This is a genomic window from Bacteroides sp. An322 (assembly GCF_002161765.1).
In the GTDB taxonomy this organism is placed as follows: Bacteria; Bacteroidota; Bacteroidia; order Bacteroidales; family Bacteroidaceae; genus Phocaeicola; species Phocaeicola merdavium.
Genome location: NZ_NFIN01000024.1, coordinates 1 through 19305, shown reverse-complemented (window position 1 = coordinate 19305; position 19305 = coordinate 1). Strand labels below are relative to the sequence as shown.

Below are 19305 nucleotides of genomic sequence, written 5' to 3'. Positions count from 1 at the left end.
TTTGTTATAGGATTGTTGTATATAGTCTTTCTACCAACGGCACATAATACTCCCGTACCTCTTCTGCCGTAGGTGTATGGGCACCGGGAAAGTGATAAGCATGGGTATAGTGTTGTAGGAACAACGGTTCAAAGTGTGCCAAATGGTCATTCTCTCCGAATAGTCCCCAGATGCGGTTATCCAGTTCCGGTCGGTAGGCATCCCATTGTTGGACTTGTATGTCGGCAAACTCGTCTATCAGCAGTTGGTCAATCACGAAATGTTGCCGTCCGTCGGCTCGTGGTGATTTGTACTCATGCGCCCCAATGCGTTCGGAGAGGAAACAAGTCATTTCAAAATGGGGATTTCCCAACAGGGCAGGTATTCCCAAACGTGATGCCACTATCTGTCCCAAGAAAGAGCCGTTGCTATTGCCCACCAATACATTGGGATGCTCGCGTTCGCAAAGTTTTGTAATAAAAGCCAACGCTTCGCGAGGGTGAAGCGGGAGGTCGGGCGTGAGGACTTCCGCTTTACCAGCAAATGCTTGCTTCAATGCTTGGGCAGGTATGCAGCTGCCCGAAGCAAAGAAACCGTGGAGGAAAAGGATTTTTGTAGTTCTCATTGTATATACGTTGTTGTACCATGATTCTATTCTGTTAGTTTTGAAATTCTTGACCTGATTGCTCCTTCGTTTCTTCCAAAGATTTCCATAAGTTCATATAAGTTTTTCCCTTGTGAATAAAGAAACAATAATTGCTGGTCATCGTCTTGTGTCCAAGGTTGATATGCATTTGGGTATATTGCTTTTTGCTGATCCATGTACGAAATCTTTGTACTATTTGGATATGTGGATGATTTTACGGGTTCTGAAGATGTATAGTTTTTAATACCGAATATTTCTTTTATGTCGTTTATAACCCTTTGTTGGTTCTCTTCAACTGTTGCTGGTGTCCATTCGGTTGGATACGTCTTGTAAATCTTTTGAGTATGTGCGAATGATCCGATATTCTTTTCAAAGTATTTTTTCAACTTTTCTTGGTAGTCAAGATTGCCTAAAGATGAGTTCTTTCTACGGCCAATAAGGCATAGATTTCCAATCCGATGAGTATAATAGTTTCTTTGTTCTTCATCAAAATCTATAATCCATTTGCTGTTTGCTTTGGGATTCTGTGGTAATATGTGTTCTATTGATATTGTACCGAATTCTTTCCATTCAGATTTGTCTTTATATTTATATTCCAACATCATTAGCAAGGCATAAGTATATCTACGTCCATATACCTCTGCTTGTATATTTGCCATAAAGATATTTTCGTTGAAAGAATAGTAATCTTTGGCATTTAGTACTGTCTGATAATCGATGGATTCGTTTATTAGGTTAATGATGTTGTTGAGGTTGTCAATGCGATAAGATGGAGTTTTTCCACATACAGCATCTGCAATATTTTTGCATGCGACTTTCTGTGTGAATGTTAAAAGCCCATTATTTCCGTACTTTCTCCCATAAGACAGCACAACAGGAATCCAATCCGTTGAAGGCATGCAGTTAATGAGTATGCGAATTAAAGTGCAATATTCCACATCATCATTATCATTTAAGTTAATCAGTCTATTATAGTCTCGGTATACATTAAATACATAATTGAAGAACTCTTTGCCTTGCTTTATCAGTCCTGCTTTGAATATCTGTTTGTCATATTCATCAAGCAGGTTCATCTTCTGACGTTTTTTGAGGAGCATGGTTCTTACGTATGCCAAGAAACGGTCGAAATCGTTTCCTAGGTCTTCTTGCATATTCTCCCATTCACGAGCATAGTTGTTCATGTCTTTATCGTCATCAATCTTTTCAAGATTAGATGATTTTAGAATGTCGGCATTGCTCAACTTCTGACCACGGTCATTCATTACAGAAAACAGCCTGAAAGCATCTTCCAATGAGTCTGCAGAGATGTATATCATCACGACATTGTTAAGTATGAATCCTAAAAAAGCATCTAAATTGATGTCCGGATGTTCCATAAAGAATGTGTTATAACAAATGAGTGCATTACACATCCGTTGGATAGATGTGCTTTCTGTTTTATCGTTGGCTTTCTTTTCTATTTCTGACCAATGGTTGGTTATGCTTCCAGGAGTCATCAAGTATTCCTCGATAAACTTCTTTACGTTGCCTCTGATTTCATACGACAATCGAATGCGCTCTTCTATATGTCTTATCTTGTTTGCTTTCTGAAAGATGAGTGCTTCGCAATTTTCCTTAACATCTTCCGATGACTTACTATAGTCTCTTAAAAATGCAAAAAGCAAGAAGAGGGTTGTGATACGTTGTTGTCCGTCTAACAAATCGTTGTTTTTGTCTTTGCTTTGAATAATATACGAACCAAGAAAATACTCTTCGTTATCATGCTCTATATAGTTCGCAGAAAAATCTTCCAACATATCATTGACATTGTCACTTTCCCAGACATAGTGTCTTTGATAAGATGGGACTGTATACCATTCTTCAAATACTTTGGCGATAGTTTGCTTGCCAAAGCCTATTTCCTTATAGCCAGATTTCATAATCCTTCTATGGTTATTGATTTTATTTTATTTTCACCAACACATCTCCAAACCTCCCATAATTGCCGTTCGTTAATTTCTTTTGTTACTCATATCATATCGGGTAACAGAATTGTAACACAAAAGTAGCATATTTTGGCATACGCACAGCATCGAAACGGAAAAATCTTATTTTTATTTGTATTGTTAAATCATTGTTAAATCATTGATAGTAGTGCATTTGTTCGTTTCTTAATTCTCTTCCTCCTTCCTGCCTTAACTTGACTTTATTATTCGCATATATATGTGCGGCTTTAAAGTCAAGTAGCAGGAATGGACGAATATGTTTCTTTTGGCCAGCAAGTATTCTCGGGAGTAAACCATTATTTTTTGATGTAAACCTATCATTAAATAAATAAAAAGCATTATTTTTACATATTATATGATTGGTTATGACTAAGAATACAATGGGCACCAAGTTGCCACGGAAATTGGAACAAAAGATGCAAGTGGTGGGAGAGCAGATAAAGTTGGCTCGGTTGCGCAGGAATCTGAGCGTGGCTCAGGTGGCGGAACGGGCAACCTGTTCTCCACTAACCGTGTCACGCATAGAAAAAGGTGTTCCTACGGTGGCAATAGGCATTTATCTCCGGGTGCTTTACGCCCTGCAATTAGATGATGATATTCTGTGGCTGGCCAAGGAAGACAAGTTGGGAAAGGCTTTGCAAGATTTGAGCCTGAAGACAAGGGAACGGGCATCTAAAAAGGAATAGGCGATGAAGAAACTTTATGTATATGCCGATTTTGACTGGCTCAAGGAAATAGAGTTTGTCGGAGAGTTGGGGTATGAATCGCTTCGTGGTTCCGACAGCTATAGCTTCTCGTTCCATGATGAGTGGTTGAGGAAGCACGGCGATTTGTTTCTGAGTGAAGACTTGAACAATTATCCCGGGATACAATATACGCAGCCGGGAAAAGACATATTCGGGTGCTTTTCGGATGCCTTGCCAGACCGTTGGGGGCGTACCTTGCTTTTGCGACGGGAGCAGATAGCCGCATTGGAAGAAGGCAGGCCGGTACGTCGGTTGTCATCGTTTGACTTTCTGACGGGCATAGACGATTTCTCACGTATGGGAGGTTTCCGTTTCAAGGAAGAGAAGGAGGGGGATTTCATCAACGTGGACGAATCCTTGAAGATTCCCCCTTTGGCGGATGTGTGAGAACTGATAGCGGCCAGCATGGAGATTGAGAAAAGCGAGGAAGAAAACCTGCTGCCAGCCAAGAAATGGATAAACCAGCTTGTGATTTCATCTAACACACTTTTCCGCCTCTTAAATTCATCGAATTCACGTTACTTATAAACTTCTCCCTAATTGATAGGCTTGCTGCGGATAATCCGTATTCCTGACGCTACCTGCCGTCCATACGCCTGAAGCCACCACTTCGCTTACACTTGTCCAGCCGAGGTAATCCATCAGCGTATGGTAATGCACCAGCATCGGCTCCGCTTCCTTCTTGGCGGTATCAGCGTAGGTCATCAGGAAAGCGGCCTTCTTCGACGCTCCCTTTATCTGCCCGTTGATGGCATAGAAACGGTCGATAACCCGTTTCATCTGTGCCGAGATGCTGAAATAATACATCGGCGTAGCGAACACCACCATGTCCGCTTCTATCAGGTGCGGACGGAGTTCCTGAAAGTCGTCGTTGAAAATACATGGCCCGTCCATGCCGCAACGGTTGCAGGCGCGGCACGGCTCCACCTGCTTGAAAGCACAGTCGAAACGGAACACGTCGTGCCCTTTTTCTTCCGCGCCTTTGATGAACTGTTCCGCCAAATAAGCAGAATTTCCGTTCTTACGGGGACTGCCCGTCAATACTACTATCTTCATTTTTTCTGTCTTTGATTCATTATCGTTTACGAGGTTGAAAGCCTGCACAATCCCTGTTCCGGCTACGGCTGTACCCAAAGCAGCGAGTGCAGACTTCTTCAGAAATTCTCGTTGTTCCATAGGTGTCCGAGATTAAAGTCCTGTCATCTTCTCCTGGTCTTCGGGATAACGTCCTCCGATTATCTCTATGTTGTCCAAATGGCGGCGAATGTCCGCCAATTCTTCGGGCGTGAATTGTATGTCCGCACCACCTATGTTCTCCTCGATACGCTCAATGCGCTTGGTTCCCGGAATGGGGACTATCCACGTTCTCTGCGCCAGCAGCCAGCCGAGGGCGATGCGGGCAGGAGTGGTTTCTTTCTTCTTGGCAAGCTCTTCCACATATTCTACCAATTCCATGTTGTGCTTCAGGTTCTCACCTTGGAAGCGGGGAATGGCGGAGCGGAAATCGGTCTTGTCAAACTTCGTGTCCTTGTTGAAACGCCCAGTCAGCATCGCCTTGCCCAGCGGACTGAACGGCACGAAGCCGATGCCCAATTCCTCCAACGTGGACAGCAGTTCCGCTTCGGGTTTCCTGTACCACAAGGAGTATTCGCTCTGCACGGCAGTCAGCGGACATACGGCATGGGCACGGCGCACGGTGGAGGCGGCAGCTTCGGACAAGCCCCAATGCAATACTTTGCCGTCCTTTATCAGTTCGCCTACGGTCTCGGCTACTGTTTCGATAGGCACATTCGGGTCAACCCTGTGTTGATAGTAAAGGTCGATGTGGTCGGTACGCAGACGGCGCAGTGAGCCTTCCACTGCCTTGCGGATGGTTTCCGGACGGCTGGAGAGCGAAACGGGACGTGCCGATGTCGTCAAGTCTGGCGTTTCGGACAGGTCGTAACCGAACTTGGTGGCAATGACCACCCGGTCGCGCACAGGCTGCAACGCTTCACCTATCAAGTCCTCGTTTTGGCCGTAGCTGTACACTTCGGCAGTGTCGAAGAAAGTAACGCCCAAATCCACCGCCTTGCGTATGGTCTCTATCGCATCCTTACGGTCGGGATACGGGGGATAGCTTTGCGTGAAGCCCATGCAACCCAATCCAATGGCAGATACTTTTAGCCCGTCTTTTCCTAATATTCTTGTTTTCATTGTTGTTCCTCCTTTCTGTATGCCTCCCCGAAACTGGTGCACTTACCGATGGTCTCGCCAGTGCGCAGATAGGTGTAGTTCGGCATCTCGAAGAGCACGGGCTTCAGCTTGTCATAGTCGGGCTTGCCCTTTTCGTTCAGGCAGTCCTCGTCCACATAGGTGTTCGTTATCTTGCAGATGAAGTTGTCGAAGGTGTCCGTCTCGTAGTTGTCCACCACCTCGCACTCCATCACCAGCGGACTTTCGTCAATGACGGGTGTTCCGGCTTCGCCCTTGTGATAGATAAATACATCCGACTTGTCTGCCTTTGCTCCGCCCACGCAGCCTACATAGTCAGCTCGCACAAGCATCGCCTCGTTCACCATATTGACGGACACCTTGCCCGTCTGCTTTACTCCTTCGTTAGAGTAATGTTTCTTGAATAAGCTCAACATGATTTGGTCATGCCCGATGATGCCCACGTGGGCGACCAGCAGCCAGTTTACCTTTCCGTTCACTTCCGTACCCACGACAACTGCGGGCGTGGGGTACAATGCCAATACATTTCCGATGTTCTTCTTCATTGTTATCTTGTTTTTATGTTCGCAATTCTATCATCTTTGACCAGTTCAGATAGTCCTTTCAGTATTTCGACTTCGTTATCCTCCAAGGGTATGGATGTATCCCCACAAAGGAAATGGCGCAAGAGTTGTTGCGGTGTGACGTGGTGACGGTATGCGATGAAGCACACCGCCTCGTCCGCGCACAATTCTTCAGGTAATTCTGTTTTCTGTTTCATTGTATTCTTGTTTTTATCTGATGCAAAATTACACCGGAACAAGGAGGAACACCGTAACCATAAGTGGGGGAAGCGTACCATTTTTACGGAAATTGGGAAGGGAGCTGCATCGGGAAATAAAAAAGGTGTGCCATGTATCTGTTACGGCACACCCTGCATGTAGGCTTTTCTTTCGGTAATCCCGCAGAATTTGCCCCGAAAATGCCTAGGACAGAACCAATCCGTCCCGATTGATGCTGTCGGAGGCTCGGATGATGCCAATCCTGCAGGATATATGAAAAGGGATGATTAATAAGTCCTTTTCAAGACAAGCACTTGTTTATACGCATTCTCTTCACCCGTTGATTGCTCCAATTCCATAGCGTCCTTATTGAAACTTTTCAGAAACCAATAGCCGTCAAGCCAATCGGATTTATCTACCGTAAAGGTTATCAGATTATCAGTGATGCTGTACGTAAAATAACTTTTAGTGTGATAACCATTTTCATCCGTTGTACTGGTTATTCCTGAATCATCGGTCAGGAATGAAATGCCGTAACTGTTTTCTCCTGTTACTTCTCCATTAGAATAAAAGTACATTGTCCCACTCCATTGGGTTTGCTCCAAAGATTCGCCATTGAATGCGATGTCGTTTGAATCATCACTACAGCTTACAAAACCAGCTATGCACAGGCATAGCAAAAACATTTTCAGTACCATTTCTTTTTTCATATTTCTATCTATTTGTTGATTTCAAAGCCAAAAGTAAAAATAACAATGCGATGATAAGACAGGTTAAGAAAGCAGACTGTCTTCTATCTGGCCATTTCTGCTTTTTGCTTTGCGAAGATAGTGAAAATCAGGGAGCGGGGCAATGGGAATGGGAAAGAGAAACGTTATCTTTGTACAGGTTTAACGGAAAGAACTATGAGCAAGATACTGAAAGTAAGGAACGTCAACGACTACAGTCGCTACGTTGGATGCAAAGAGCAGCACCCGCTGGTCAGCGTCATCGACTATGCCGAAGTGTCGCCCGTGCGCCACAGCCTGAACGATTACGGCGTGTACGGCATCTTCTTCCACGATGAGGCGGAGATAGACCTGGCATACGGCTGCGGCAAGTATGATTACAAGAAGGGTACGGTCATCTGTGTGGCCCCCGGGCAGATAGGCGGCAAGAAGGACAACGGCGAGGAGGTGATGCTGACGGGCTGGGCACTCTTGTTCCATCCCGACCTGCTGCACGGTTTCCCGCTGGAAAGGCGTATCAAGGAGTATTCTTTCTTTGATTACCGTATCAACGAAGCCCTGCACATGACCGATGAGGAGCACGACATTCTGTCTTCCCTGATGCGTCAGATTCGCGAGGAACTGGGAAAGAAACCGGACGAATTTCAACGAGCCATCCTCGTGGGCTACATCGAACTTACGCTCAATTTCTGCCAGCGGTTCTACAACCGCCAGTTCGTCACCCGAAAGATAGAGAACTCCGACATCCTTGTCCGCTTCGACCGCCTGCTCCGTGAGTATTTCGAGGACAAGCTCCAACTGACCCTCGGTCTGCCCACCGTGCAGTATTGCGCCGACAAACTGTGCATGTCCGCCAATTACTTCGGCGATGTCATCAAGAAGACCACCGGAGACACGGCGAGCAACCACATCCGCCAGTTCGTCATCCAGCTTGCCAAGAACGGGCTGGCGGCAGGGGGAACCGTCTCCCAAGTGTCCGACCGCCTCGGCTTCGAATATCCCCAGCATTTCAGCCGGATGTTCAAGAAGCAGGAGGGGGTTACGCCGTCGGAATACGTCGGGAAGATGCGGCTGTGATGTCTTGTGTCATCTTTCATCAATAGCGTTTCCCTCAAACAGCCGCTCCGCATTCTTCCACAGTATATCCTCCCTGTAAGGAGCCAATTCCTCATCCGCAGCCAGCATCTGTTTCAGCCTTTGCAGATTGGCTTTCAGTACGGCATCGGGTAGATAGGGGTAATCCGAACCGTAGAGGATGTGGTCGGGCGTGGTGATGGTGAGCAGCGAATGCAGGACTTCGGGGGTAGGATTGCCTGCCAAGTCGAAGTAGAGGCGCGACAGGTTGGCTTCCCAGTCTATCGGTTGCATATAGTCCTGCGCGACCATTGCCGGGAGGATGGATTTCATTCTCGGCAACGCCAACGGCAGGAACGAGCCGCAATGAGGCACGACCACTTTCAGGTTCGGGTAGCGCACTAGTATATTCCTTGCCAACATATTCACCACGGCGCGGGTGGTCTCCGCCGGATATTCGTACATCGCCAGCGGTGTGGTGGATATGATTTTCTCCGGGTAAGGCGTGGGGCGGTGCGGATGGATGATGATGACGGCGTGACGCTCGTTCAGTACCTCCATCAGCGGGTCCAACGCCTCATCGCCCAAGTATTGCCCCCGGCTGTTGGTCGCCAGCTTCACGCCGTCCGCTCCCAAGGTATCAAGCGCGTAAATGACTTCCCGGATGGCGGCATCCACATCTGGCAGAGGCAGGGCGGCGCAGAACTTGAACCTGCCAGGATAGTCCTGCTTCACCCTTGCCGAAACCTCGTTCACCCGGCGGATGCACTCGGCACTTTCCTCCGCATCACCGTAATACGGCTGCGGGGCGGGCATCGTCAGCACGGCGGTACGGATGTCGGCGCTGTCCATAAAGGCGATATGCCGCCCGGCATCCCATTCGGGCAACGGGAAGGTCTCTTCCAATTCCGCCCCGTGCGCTCGCAGCACCTCCACGTATTCGGGGATGATGATGTGGGTGTGGACATCGACCGTCTGCCCGCAAAGAGGTACGGAACCAAGAGACATTCCCGCAAACAATAAAGTGAGCAATCTCATTTCCCCAACCGGTTATATTCTTCGTCGGTCACAGGCTCCAGCCATTCGTTGGACGTGTTTTCTCCGGGCACCTCAAAGGCGAGATGCGCAAACCAACTATCCGCCGCCGCTCCATGCCAGTGCTTCACATTCGCCGGAATGTGGATGACATCACCCGGAAGCATCTGCACGGCAGGCTTGCCTTCCTCCTGATACCAGCCCTTTCCGGCTACGCAGACCAGCATCTGCCCGCCGCCTTTGGTGGCATGGTGAATGTGCCAGTTGTTGCGGCAGCCCGGCTCGAAAGTGACATTGTTGAACGGTATCTGTTCCTTGGATATGGGAGCCAGATAGCTGTTGCCGATGAAGTACTTGGCGTATGCGGTGTTCGGTTCGCCGATAGGGAATATCATTTCCCGCTGGAAAGCGGCCTTTCCGTCCGCTACGGTTTCTGTAATCTTTTCCTGTGCCATAATTCCTTGAATATTAGTCATTGTTGCTACGAATAATAAAAACAGTATCTTTTTCATGTGTCGAACATTTTATTTTATAAAGTTGTTGATTCGGTTGTCGGGATTGAGCGGTGTCTGGTCAGTCAGTTCCAACGATTTGACCATGTGCAGCGTCCCTTGCTTGTATTTCTGGAAATGTGCGGAAGCGATGTGCTTGTCGTATGCCTCCCGGCTCGCGTATGTTTCAAGGATGGTTATTTGGCAGGGATTCTCCTTTTCAGCAACGGCATACATAGTCAGCACGCCCGGTTCGGTACGCAGGGAGATTTCGCCCACCTCGGTCACATATTTTATGTATTCATCAACGAACTGCGGATAGACCTCGACTTTCGAAAGGCGCACGATGCCGTCGACAGCCATTTCTTCCTTGGCGCACATGCCCGGCTGCGTTTTCCTCTCTGCCCCGTCGCACGACAGCAATCCGAACAAGAGCAATGCGGTTAATAGATTCCGTATCATATCAATTCTGTTTTAGTTGACCATTCACTTTGCAAAGATACGGCGGCACAAGCCGAAACAGAATAGACATATCCTCTGCGTTTGTACCAATTTCACTGAAAATGCAAATGGTTTCAGAATACCGTTCAGCAAAGGTCAGACCTTAGGGTATCTCAAGACCGACCTGAGGTAGTCTCATGTCCGGGATGAGATAGCCTCCCCTCGAACAGGAGCAATCCTGCGGGATAAGCATCGTCCGAGACCTCCGACAGCACTAATCCTACAGGATAAGCTCTGTCCGAGCCGTCGCCAATGCAAATCCTGACGGATAAGCGGAAAACAGAGCGGGGACAGCCCTTATCCGCGCCGATTGGCATCGTCCCCGCCGGGGAAAGTGCTTATCCTGTAGGATTGATACTGTCCCCGCCGGGAATAGTGCTTCTCCGTCAGGATTCGCGCTGTCCCCGCTGGGGACGGCGGTTGTCGGGGCGGATTGGACGATTTTTTGACGTGGCAAGGGATTTACCGCTTTATAGCAATCTGCCATTATCATTCCACTCACCATACATCACGCCGAGGCGGGTGTTGTCAATGAACTTTTTCAGACGGTTTTCAAAGAGAGGACGTTGTTTTTTCTTGATTTGTATCGTGTCAATGCGCACACGCCGGTATAAGGGTGGGAAGTTTTGGAAGTTCCGCCACACAATGGGGTCTTGCCGGAGGGCTGACAGGATTTCCTCGTCGATGGTGAAACCTCCGGGCGACATGTCGGGCAGCACGTCGCGCCCCGCATCCGTCATGCGCCCCAACCGCTCCATGCGGCGGCATCGTTCCTTGTTCAGTTCCGACCACAGGCTGCCTTTCGCGCGTGGCGCAAACCGTTGGTATGCCTCGCCGTCCAGCCGTTTCAAAGTGCTGTCAATCCAGCCGAAACACATCGCTTCCTCTACTGCGTCGATGTACCAGAATGTCCCGTCGTCCATAGGACGCCCGCGCTTGACCTTCACCCAACACTCCCTTTCGGTGGCATGATGCGTCATAAGCCATTGGCGAAATTCATCGCGGTTTTGTATGGATAATATGTTTTGCGGTTTAATGGTACTCATACTTTTTGCTGGTTGTTTCGTTTGCGAAGATAAGGAAAATCGGGGAGCGAGGCAAGGATTATTTTCCCATTGTTTCCTTCACCCTTGCCAGCAGAGTGGGAATATCCAAATGCTGCGGGCATTTCGCCAGGCATTCGCCGCAGGCGACGCACGAAGATGCCGGGTCGCCACGCTGGACGGGCGACATCGAAACGGTATAGTCCGCCATTGCCCGCTCCTTGTTCCGGTGCAGGATATAGTTGTTGTACACGTAGGCGAAGATGTAGCCGATTGCGACATTGTGCGGGCAGGGGATGCACTGATAGCAGCCCGTGCAGTCGATGTGTCCCGGCGCGTGGCGGTAGGCATAGATGGCAGCTCCCAACGCCTCGCGCTCGGCAGGGGTGAGCATGTTGGGACGGGCTTTGGCGGCGTATTTCAGATTTTCCTCTACATCTTCCATACTTCCCATGCCGCTCACCGCCACGCTGACTTCGGGAATGTCCCACAGGTAGTTCAACGCCCACTCCGTGTCGGGCTTGCGGATGCCCGTGGAGGCAAGCGCGTCACGCATCGTCTGCGGCAGGTTGGCAAGGAATCCCGTGCGGACGGGCTTCATCACCGCCAGTCCCATGCCGTTGGCGGCGGCATATTTCGGGCCGAGCACACCCGCCTCGTATTCGTAGTCCAAGTAGTTGTGCTGGATGAGGCAGAAGTCCCATGCAGGGGTATATTCCACCACCCGCTTGAAGAGTTGCAGGCTGTCGTGGAAAGAGAAGCCCATGAAGCGGATTTTGCCCTGCGCTTTCAGCCGCTCCATCTTCTCGATGAGCTTGTAGGGCAGCACGTAGTCCTTCCACGCACGGTGCATAATCATGTGGATGTGGTAGAAGTCGATGACATCCGTGCCGATGGCGCGGCGTGACTGGTCAAAGAACTTCTCAAAGTCGTCCGCTGACCGCATCTCCCACCACGGCATCTTGGACGTGACATACACCCGGTCGCGCCAGCCTCCTGCAAGGGCTTTGCCTACCGCCTGTTCGCTTTCTCCGCCGAGATAGACACGCCCCGTGTCGATGTAGTTCACCCCGCCCTCGATGGCACGGCGCACCATCGGCGTGGTCCGGTCGAAATCCACGTGCCCGTCCTTCATCGGCAGGCGCAACATGCCGAAGCCCAACGCCGACACGTTCACGCCCGTGCGCCCCATCGGGCGGTATTGCATCTGCGGATTGTAATTCAGAATATCCTTGACAAGCTGTTCCCGCACCGCCTGCTTCTCGGCTTCCTGCGCAATGGCTTTCGGGCCGTTCATGGCTCCTACGGCTGCGGCAAGAAGTCCGCTTTTGATAAAATCCCGTCTGTCCATATTCTTTTTTTATTTATCCAACCTATCAGCCATACCGGATTGCGACGGACAAGCAGGTCTATGTCGCTTTGGGAAATTCCGACGGCTTGCAGTTTCACGATGCAATCTCTCATGCCCTCAATGGGACGCGGCATCACCGCCTGTCCCAAGTCCGTAGAGATGAAACTCCGTGTTGGATCGATGCGGACGAACGAAGCGAAATCTTCGATGCTTTGCCGTTGGTATTGGGGCATCTTCGTTCCCTCTCCCCAAAGGCAAGGCAGGTAACAGTATTCAATGTATGCACCAAGGTCGATGCACCGCTTGATTTGGTCGGGTGTCATTGTCCAGATATACGAATTGGCATGGGTAACGACAATACGTTTCACGCCGACTTCCTTCGCCTTGCGGACAAGCGTAATGCTCTCTTTCGGCGAGGAATGTCCTGTCGCAAAGATGATGTCCGCCTCGGCGCATATTTCCATTACCCTGACCACTTCCGGCAAGACTTGTCCGTTATCGTCCAGCACCGGAATGCCTTTCTCCTTTCGTCCTTCACTTTGATATTGGTAGGCGGCATCCAAAGTCGGCATCCAAATGCAGCGGCACAGCCCGCCGCTCGTTTCGACCGCCTTTTGCGCTGCAAACACATTCACCCTGTCGCCATGCACCCGGTTCATGCAGAAACTGCCGAAGCACTCCGCACCCGGCAATGCCTGACGGATGATGTACGCCCGGTCGTGGCAACTGAAATCGTTGGACTTGAACATCACGGCACGGTAGCCTGCCGCCATTGCATCTTTTATAAAGCCGTATTCATCCACCGACCGCTCCCGCGAATCCGGGCGGCAATGCAGATGGATGTCGCACACGCCTTTCAATAACTCATCATTGGTAAACTTGTTATCGTTCTTCTGTTCCTGCAATAGATTCATCGCCTGCCCCGGTATCGCCGTGGAAACAAACAATGCTCCTCCTGTCAGGGCGGAAGTCCTGATAAAATCCCTTCTGCTTATTTTATTATCTATATTCATAACGCTTCTTCTTTGGGTGCAAAAATAGCGGTATATGCTGCAAAAGGACGTAACAATTCCACGGAGGATTGTGACGGTTTTACTGATTATGACTTAAATAGGAATGCCATAGGCTTCCACATCAACGCCAAATGCTTCCACGAAAGCACAAGGTGATTGACTTTCGCCAGCCTTGCCTTTACTTTGCATTGCCAAGCGGAAGGATATCTAAAAGTGAGTCGCCGTAGCTTGCTGCTTGCACTGGCACTCCCATTCGGCCTTTAGGTCAGATGGGTTATTAGGCTACCCCAATATAAAATGTGGTGGGCAATGGGCAAGCCCATGCGTAAGCTGCGTTTGGTTTTTTATATTGGCTTAATCTGCAAAAACATAAGAACTTCCGTCTACATCTCCGATAGGAACTACGGAAAATTATGAGTGCTGTCCGAAGCTTCGGACGGCACTTGCGGAAAATTTTTAGCACTGTCCGAGGCACAGATGATGCTTGTAGAAGTTTTTAAGTACTGTCTGAGGCTTCAGACGATACTTGCAGGAAAAAAGAAGCTTTGGTCTTGCCACGGACAGGGCTTCCAGAAGTTTTTTAATTAAATAAGGTAATATTTTTGATATTTACAGAGGGGATTTTGTATTGTTAAATGCAATATAGTATATTGTGGACGTGAATATTGTATATTGAGGCGGTCAATATAGTATATTGCGAAAGGTTATATTTTATAAAAGGCGGAGGAAGCGTCGCAAATAGAAAAAGGTAAATGTAAACCTTGTCCAAGAAGTCGTAGCGGTCGTTCACAATGGATTCATACCGTCGGCATCTTATGGCTTCGGCCTTTTCTGTCATGGAGTCATTGAAGGTTCGCTCCCGTGTATTGAGTAGTAGATTTGTCCATGTTCTTTCTTTGAGGGGATATTGTTGCAGTACACTTGCGAACGGATGGTGACACAGGTCATGCCGTATTTTTCCTGTATTTCTTCGGGTGTGTACCATTCGTTTAGGTTGCCGCCTACGTTCTCTCATCCGTTCTTTGTAGCTTAAGTTTGCGCAATGATGGCTACAATAGAGAGTGGTTGTGTCAACACACGTCAACTACTGCCTCGGTGTGACATCGGGGCTTTCCCTCGAAATGTTCCGCGGTAGAAATACGATACAAAAATAGGGCGATTATTTCCTGCTACCAAAAAGCGACTGGAATGTGTTAAAAAGAAAAAGCCGCTGACTATCAGCGACTTTGTGATGGTCGGTTATAAATGGTTATGGTTGTTTATAAGCCGTCATTTCCTCATGATAAAGTCGGTGTCATCAATCCTCACTACCTGATTTTGATAGTATCCTATATTGTTCTTGAACATCCAATTCCATTGCAATCCATTATCCATTACATCGCAATAATTGTAATACTCATGGTTCCCGGGTACAATGAGCACCTGACGATAATTCGCGGAAGCCCATTTCCAAAAGTTGTTCAAAGGTGCGATCCTGTTTTTCAGATAGAATATATCTCCGGCAAGTACCAGAATATCGCCTGTTACCGGCAATTCATTATGTTTCAGCCACCTGCTATTATCACAGAATTCCAAATGCAGATCGCTCATATATTGTATCTTCATTCTACTGTCCTCCTTTTTCAATTTGTTTGGTTATTATTCTCTTAACTTGCTCAAATGATACCGGTGTAAAGTTATTGTTGTCAACTCCGATATCGTACTGTGTCGGGTAGAGGTATTGAAGCCGGGCAGCATCAATTCCTGTGTTGTTCTTTCTCGTGTGAACGTGTCCGAACAGTTGCCACACATCTTTATATCCGCCATCAAAACATAGAAAAGGGTAATGGTTCAAATATATCTTCTGTTTGCCTACCTCTATGTGCATCTGCATTGCTACATGCTCAAATCTGCCAATGTACCCTTGACGTATATTTTTCAAATCGTGATTGCCCATAATCAGATATATCTTGCCGTTCAATCTGTCAAGTATTTTATTCCACTCTGCTGAACCGCCAAGACAAAAATCACCTAAATGAAACACGATATCATCTTGCCCGACTGTATTATTCCAGTTGGATATGATGGTTTCATTCATCATTTCCACACTTTTGAATGGTCTGTTACAGAAACGAATGATATTCCCATGATAAAAATGTGTGTCAGATGTAAAGAACAGGTTGCTGCCATCAAATTTATAGTTCATCTTTTCTCAATTTTTGTGCATCACTGCACGTTAATAATTTAGTTACCAATAACCCATCAGACGGAAATGACAGAAGAGCATCACAAAGGCGACTGTCACAAATGGGCATAAAACAAAATAGTTGGAAAGTTTGCAAAGACCCTCCAACTATTCGGCTTATATTCTCATTCAAAGTACAAAGTGTACTTATGATGTTCGTTGGAAAGTATTTACTATACGAGGTTCAATGCGTGAAACATGAACACACGATACAGATTCAGTGCGTTTATTGCTCTGAATTGCGGTTGCTATTGATAATATGTTCATTCTGTATCTACGCATTGTTAGTGTTTATATTGTCTTTAAATCGATGCAAAATTAGCAAATAAATCGCATTTCAATCAAATATTTTGAGAATTTAGTGCTGATTGACTGGTAGAGTGGAAAAGATTTGGTGGATATTGACATTTTATGCGTTTGGAATTTGGTGGAGATATTTATAAAACGTATATTCGCACATAAATTTGAAGATAAATGGAAGATAATGTAATCTATTTCAAACGAAAGATTTACGATACAATGCTCAAGTGGAAGACTGAACGCAACGGAGATACGGCATTACTGATACAAGGTGCCAGACGTATCGGGAAATCAACCATCGCGGAGGAATTCGCACGTCATGAGTATAAGTCATACATATTGATTGATTTTTCGAAGGTGTCAAGAGAGGTGAGCGATTTGTTCAATGATATTTCAGACTTGAATTACCTGTTTATCAGGTTGCAGTTCATATATCAGGTACAACTGTATGAAAGAGAGTCGGTGATTATTTTTGATGAAGTCCAGTTGCAACCTCTTGCGAGGCAGTCCATCAAGCATCTGGTAAAGGATCATCGTTACGATTATATCGAGACTGGTTCATTGATTTCGGTTCGTTCTAAGAGCCGCAATATCCTTGTTCCGAGCGAAGAAACAAAAGTAGACATGTATCCGATGGACTATGAAGAATTCAGATGGGCTCTTGGAGATACTGCAACCATTCCGTTGTTGCGTACTGCATTTGAAAAGAAAATGCCCTTGGGCGACGCCGTTCATCGCAAACTCATGAGGGATTTCCGCCTGTATATGCTTGTAGGAGGGATGCCGCAGGCTGTTTCAGCGTATATCAAGACGAACAATTTTACAGCCGTTGACCAGGCAAAACGGGACATAATCGCTCTTTATGAAGAAGATTTCGGAAAGATTGACGATTCAGGAAGGGCCAAAGCATTATACGATGCCATTCCGGCACAACTCAGCAGAAACGCGATGCGTTATCAAGTAAGTAAGGCTATTTCGGATGAAAGGGCGGAAAGGATTGTGAATATCGTGAAAGAAATGGAGGACTCCATGACGGTGAACGTGGTGTATCATTCTGATGACCCGAATGCAGGATTGGCCTTGACAAAGAATGAAGAATATTTCAAGATGTATGCGTCTGATACGGGCTTGTTTGTCACACTTGCATTCAAGGATGCCGACATTACAGAGAATGTAATTTATGACAAGTTGTTGAATGATAAGCTTAGTACCAACATGGGATATGTATATGAGAATGTCATAGCCCAAATGTTGAAGGCTACGGGAAAGAACCTGTTCTATCATACCATCCCATACGCTGAAGGGAAGAAATACTACGAGATAGACTTTGTTATTCCGGATAAGCATAAGATTTCGCCAATAGAAGTGAAGTCATCAGGCTACAAGACGCATAAGTCATTAGACGAGTTCTGCTCCAAATTCTCGGATCGGATAATTAACAAATACCTGATTTATACCAAGGATTACAGGAGGGAAAATGGGATAGAGTATATTCCGGTGTATATGACGATGTTTTTGTAATTTGGATGAGCAGTATAGGATAAATAAATTGTATAAACATCAGAATGATATATTATGAGCGGAGGATATTTTGATTACCAGGAATACGTAATAGGAGATATCGAACGGAGTATTGAGCATGATATCGCAAGAGCATTGCAGCCGAAACCAGTCAAAGTGCATGAAGATTACTGGACTATTGAGGAGAGAGATCAACCTCATTCCTATCATAGTTATAGGGGTTATTTGATGTTTGCAACTTATAAAGAAGCGGAATCATTTCTGTTGAGTAATGAAGAGGTAGTAAAAGCTGACTCCCAATATGCTGACGGGCGTTTTTTCAATGGCGGTGTGATTTTTCAATCTACCAGATTATGTATGACCGGGACTTCCAATGATGAGCAAATTCCGGTTTTATATTCAATCCGTCATTGCATATACGACCATTATCCGAATGATGCAGATGTGTTGGAGTTATCAGACAGCACGGTAGAAACCTTGAAAGAAGCTTATAAACAAATTCGAATAGCTGAAATTTATGCAACACGTGTGGACCGAATGATGAGTGGTGATGACGGTGAGGATACTTTTCATGAACGGCTTAAAGATGAATTGGAAACTTTTGAAAAAGAACTTAAAACTAAGAACCGGACTGAACTTAATGATGATGAAGATTAATAGTTACTATTGATATTTACTGATTATGGCAAAACAGATTTTGATTGGCATTAAGGAAAAGAAATTGAGTGAGGTTGCGCATTATCTTATGATATATTTCCCATATAACGAGGAAATGTGCAGCTATATGGATGCATGGATGGGTGAACTGTATGAAAACAAATATCCGCTGGTTGCTAAGGGTATGTGGTCAGGAATAATCAATTTGAAGACGCATAAACTACTGAATTGGAAGCCTGAATATGGGGATCTGTATCTGCAGGCCAAGATATGCGACAGCGGCACATATTTCCTGCTCGATAAAGACAAAAAGGCGATATGTAAGATTGCCGATTATGTGCCAAACGGTCTGGTTCCGGAGTCGGAGGACTGCGGGGACTATATCCGTTTAAGGATCAATAATGATGGTACGATAGAAAATTGGCCAGAGAATCCGGACTATTCCGATTTCATCGAAGGCTCTGAGTCCGTAGAAAGGATTGACAAGGATATCGAAGAAGAACCGATACTAGATACCAAGGTTGAGTTCACTTACAGCCAACTTATGGCAAAGTTGCTTCGGTTGCCTAAATTCTTGCAGCTGGAAATCGGAAAAGCGTTGGTGGCAAATGTTTCGGAAGGATTTGAAGAAGACGAATGAGTAATTGGGAAAATAGACATGACAGGTTAATTTTTATGCTATATTGCTATTTTATCGGTTATAGATGTCTGAGGTTGAATATTTTTCAATACATTTGCAAAATGTCAAATATTACTAGTGCATATATGAAGGATGTTAATAGATTAAAGCTGGTTCTGGTTGAGCAGAAAAGAACAGGAAAATGGTTGGCGGAACAATTAGGTAAAGATCCATCTACTATTTCAAAATGGTGCTCCAATGTTACACAGCCGACACTAGATACATTGGTCAATATAGCCAAAGTATTAAGAAGCTGTTTTGATTTCATTCGATAAATTTGTTAAGCATGATTTGGATGAATGCAATCTGTACCATAGCTTCTGCGGTTTCAGCAAGGAATTCGTAATCGATGGTCAG

17 protein-coding genes and 7 pseudogenes are annotated in these 19305 nt (G+C 46.4%); 7 read left to right on the top strand and 17 right to left on the bottom strand.

Features of this window, described 5'->3' with window-relative positions; all coding sequences use genetic code 11:
* Window positions 1–4 precede the first annotated feature (4 nt).
* Both B5F91_RS11910 and B5F91_RS11905 read right to left on the bottom strand, forming a co-directional pair.
* Window positions 5–604, bottom strand: a complete 600-nt coding sequence (locus B5F91_RS11910; protein ID WP_087429298.1) for a YqiA/YcfP family alpha/beta fold hydrolase — start codon at window positions 602–604, stop codon at window positions 5–7.
* Between the two features lie 26 nt (window positions 605–630).
* Window positions 631–2544: a DUF262 domain-containing protein gene (locus B5F91_RS11905; protein WP_087429297.1), complete on the bottom strand. Its 1914-nt coding sequence runs from the start codon at window positions 2542–2544 to the stop codon at window positions 631–633.
* A gap of 431 nt (window positions 2545–2975) precedes the next feature.
* Between B5F91_RS11905 and B5F91_RS11900 the strand changes: the two genes are divergently transcribed.
* Window positions 2976–3296: a helix-turn-helix transcriptional regulator gene (locus B5F91_RS11900; protein WP_087429296.1), complete on the top strand. Its 321-nt coding sequence runs from the start codon at window positions 2976–2978 to the stop codon at window positions 3294–3296.
* A gap of 3 nt (window positions 3297–3299) precedes the next feature.
* Window positions 3300–3845 (top strand): annotated as a pseudogene (locus tag B5F91_RS11895) (HipA N-terminal domain-containing protein); the annotation flags it as partial.
* Between the two features lie 33 nt (window positions 3846–3878).
* Here B5F91_RS11895 and B5F91_RS11890 read toward each other — a convergent pair.
* The 5 genes and pseudogenes from B5F91_RS11890 to B5F91_RS11870 all read right to left on the bottom strand — a co-directional run bounded on the left by B5F91_RS11890 (window position 3879) and on the right by B5F91_RS11870 (window position 7041).
* Entirely contained in the window at window positions 3879–4532 is a 654-nt protein-coding gene (locus tag B5F91_RS11890) for a flavodoxin family protein (RefSeq protein WP_239416422.1), read from the bottom strand.
* A gap of 12 nt (window positions 4533–4544) precedes the next feature.
* Window positions 4545–5552, bottom strand: a complete 1008-nt coding sequence (locus B5F91_RS11885) for an aldo/keto reductase (RefSeq protein ID WP_087429295.1) — start codon at window positions 5550–5552, stop codon at window positions 4545–4547.
* 32 nt (window positions 5553–5584) lie between these two features.
* A pseudogene (locus B5F91_RS11880) lies at window positions 5585–6115 on the bottom strand (flavin reductase family protein); the annotation flags it as partial.
* Window positions 6116–6117: 2 nt separating this feature from the next.
* A complete protein-coding gene (locus B5F91_RS11875) occupies window positions 6118–6330 on the bottom strand; it encodes a hypothetical protein (protein WP_087429293.1) in 213 nt (70 codons plus the stop codon).
* 288 nt (window positions 6331–6618) lie between these two features.
* Window positions 6619–7041: a hypothetical protein gene (locus tag B5F91_RS11870; protein ID WP_087429292.1), complete on the bottom strand. Its 423-nt coding sequence runs from the start codon at window positions 7039–7041 to the stop codon at window positions 6619–6621.
* 120 nt (window positions 7042–7161) lie between these two features.
* On the opposite strand from B5F91_RS11870, the gene B5F91_RS11865 reads away from it, so the two are divergent.
* A complete protein-coding gene (locus B5F91_RS11865; protein ID WP_239416421.1) occupies window positions 7162–8136 on the top strand; it encodes a helix-turn-helix domain-containing protein in 975 nt (324 codons plus the stop codon).
* A 9-nt stretch (window positions 8137–8145) separates the two neighbouring features.
* Here B5F91_RS11865 and B5F91_RS11860 read toward each other — a convergent pair whose 3' ends face one another.
* The 10 genes and pseudogenes from B5F91_RS11860 to B5F91_RS11820 form a co-directional block, all read right to left on the bottom strand.
* Entirely contained in the window at window positions 8146–9141 is a 996-nt protein-coding gene (locus B5F91_RS11860; RefSeq protein ID WP_239416425.1) for an amidohydrolase family protein, read from the bottom strand.
* 26 nt (window positions 9142–9167) lie between these two features.
* Window positions 9168–9632, bottom strand: a pseudogene (locus B5F91_RS11855) (cupin domain-containing protein); the annotation flags it as partial.
* 60 nt (window positions 9633–9692) lie between these two features.
* A pseudogene (locus B5F91_RS11850) lies at window positions 9693–10049 on the bottom strand (antibiotic biosynthesis monooxygenase family protein); the annotation flags it as partial.
* 581 nt (window positions 10050–10630) lie between these two features.
* Window positions 10631–11197: a YdeI/OmpD-associated family protein gene (locus B5F91_RS11845; RefSeq protein WP_087429321.1), complete on the bottom strand. Its 567-nt coding sequence runs from the start codon at window positions 11195–11197 to the stop codon at window positions 10631–10633.
* Window positions 11198–11264: 67 nt separating this feature from the next.
* Complete coding sequence (locus tag B5F91_RS11840) at window positions 11265–12554, bottom strand: aldo/keto reductase (protein WP_087429288.1); 1290 nt, start codon at window positions 12552–12554, stop codon at window positions 11265–11267.
* Window positions 12506–13567 carry a DUF6282 family protein gene (locus B5F91_RS11835; RefSeq protein ID WP_087429287.1) on the bottom strand — a complete coding sequence of 354 codons (1062 nt, stop codon included), beginning with the start codon at window positions 13565–13567 and terminating at the stop codon, window positions 12506–12508. The genes B5F91_RS11840 and B5F91_RS11835 overlap by 49 nt, the downstream gene beginning before the upstream one ends.
* Before the next feature lie 760 nt (window positions 13568–14327).
* Window positions 14328–14435 (bottom strand): annotated as a pseudogene (locus B5F91_RS15430) (site-specific integrase); the annotation flags it as partial.
* Window positions 14435–14563: pseudogene (locus B5F91_RS15425) on the bottom strand (DNA-binding protein); the annotation flags it as partial. The pseudogenes B5F91_RS15425 and B5F91_RS15430, both read right to left, overlap by 1 nt.
* 282 nt (window positions 14564–14845) lie before the next feature.
* Window positions 14846–15172, bottom strand: a pseudogene (locus B5F91_RS11825) (metallophosphoesterase); the annotation flags it as partial.
* A 1-nt stretch (window position 15173) separates the two neighbouring features.
* Complete coding sequence (locus tag B5F91_RS11820) at window positions 15174–15752, bottom strand: metallophosphoesterase (protein WP_087429286.1); 579 nt, start codon at window positions 15750–15752, stop codon at window positions 15174–15176.
* Window positions 15753–16265: 513 nt separating this feature from the next.
* On the opposite strand from B5F91_RS11820, the gene B5F91_RS11815 reads away from it, so the two are divergent.
* The 4 genes from B5F91_RS11815 to B5F91_RS11800 all read left to right on the top strand — a co-directional run bounded on the left by B5F91_RS11815 (window position 16266) and on the right by B5F91_RS11800 (window position 19223).
* The gene (locus B5F91_RS11815; RefSeq protein WP_204244689.1) at window positions 16266–17612 is read left to right on the top strand and encodes an AAA family ATPase; all 1347 of its coding nucleotides are present in this window, start codon (window positions 16266–16268) and stop codon (window positions 17610–17612) included.
* A gap of 54 nt (window positions 17613–17666) precedes the next feature.
* Entirely contained in the window at window positions 17667–18269 is a 603-nt protein-coding gene (locus tag B5F91_RS11810; protein WP_087429285.1) for a hypothetical protein, read from the top strand.
* Between the two features lie 25 nt (window positions 18270–18294).
* On the top strand, window positions 18295–18909 hold the full coding sequence (locus B5F91_RS11805; protein ID WP_087429284.1) for a hypothetical protein: 615 nt from the start codon (window positions 18295–18297) through the stop codon (window positions 18907–18909).
* A 101-nt stretch (window positions 18910–19010) separates the two neighbouring features.
* Complete coding sequence (locus B5F91_RS11800) at window positions 19011–19223, top strand: helix-turn-helix transcriptional regulator (protein ID WP_289575668.1); 213 nt, start codon at window positions 19011–19013, stop codon at window positions 19221–19223.
* Window positions 19224–19305: the final 82 nt, after the last annotated feature.

Excerpts from the sequence above, each read along its gene's own strand:
- B5F91_RS11910 (WP_087429298.1), bottom strand. The coding sequence starts at position 604 with ATGAGAACTACAAAAATCCTTTTCCTCCACGGTTTCTTTGCTTCGGGC.
- B5F91_RS11905 (WP_087429297.1), bottom strand. The coding sequence starts at position 2,544 with ATGAAATCTGGCTATAAGGAAATAGGCTTTGGCAAGCAAACTATCGCC.
- B5F91_RS11900 (WP_087429296.1), top strand. The coding sequence starts at position 2,976 with ATGACTAAGAATACAATGGGCACCAAGTTGCCACGGAAATTGGAACAA.
- B5F91_RS11890 (WP_239416422.1), bottom strand. The coding sequence starts at position 4,532 with ATGGAACAACGAGAATTTCTGAAGAAGTCTGCACTCGCTGCTTTGGGT.
- B5F91_RS11885 (WP_087429295.1), bottom strand. The coding sequence starts at position 5,552 with ATGAAAACAAGAATATTAGGAAAAGACGGGCTAAAAGTATCTGCCATT.
- B5F91_RS11875 (WP_087429293.1), bottom strand. The coding sequence starts at position 6,330 with ATGAAACAGAAAACAGAATTACCTGAAGAATTGTGCGCGGACGAGGCG.
- B5F91_RS11870 (WP_087429292.1), bottom strand. The coding sequence starts at position 7,041 with ATGAAAAAAGAAATGGTACTGAAAATGTTTTTGCTATGCCTGTGCATA.
- B5F91_RS11860 (WP_239416425.1), bottom strand. The coding sequence starts at position 9,141 with ATGTCTCTTGGTTCCGTACCTCTTTGCGGGCAGACGGTCGATGTCCAC.
- B5F91_RS11840 (WP_087429288.1), bottom strand. The coding sequence starts at position 12,554 with ATGGACAGACGGGATTTTATCAAAAGCGGACTTCTTGCCGCAGCCGTA.
- B5F91_RS11835 (WP_087429287.1), bottom strand. The coding sequence starts at position 13,567 with ATGAATATAGATAATAAAATAAGCAGAAGGGATTTTATCAGGACTTCC.
- B5F91_RS11820 (WP_087429286.1), bottom strand. The coding sequence starts at position 15,752 with ATGAACTATAAATTTGATGGCAGCAACCTGTTCTTTACATCTGACACA.
- B5F91_RS11815 (WP_204244689.1), top strand. The coding sequence starts at position 16,266 with ATGGAAGATAATGTAATCTATTTCAAACGAAAGATTTACGATACAATG.
- B5F91_RS11810 (WP_087429285.1), top strand. The coding sequence starts at position 17,667 with ATGAGCGGAGGATATTTTGATTACCAGGAATACGTAATAGGAGATATC.
- B5F91_RS11805 (WP_087429284.1), top strand. The coding sequence starts at position 18,295 with ATGGCAAAACAGATTTTGATTGGCATTAAGGAAAAGAAATTGAGTGAG.
- B5F91_RS11800 (WP_289575668.1), top strand. The coding sequence starts at position 19,011 with ATGTCAAATATTACTAGTGCATATATGAAGGATGTTAATAGATTAAAG.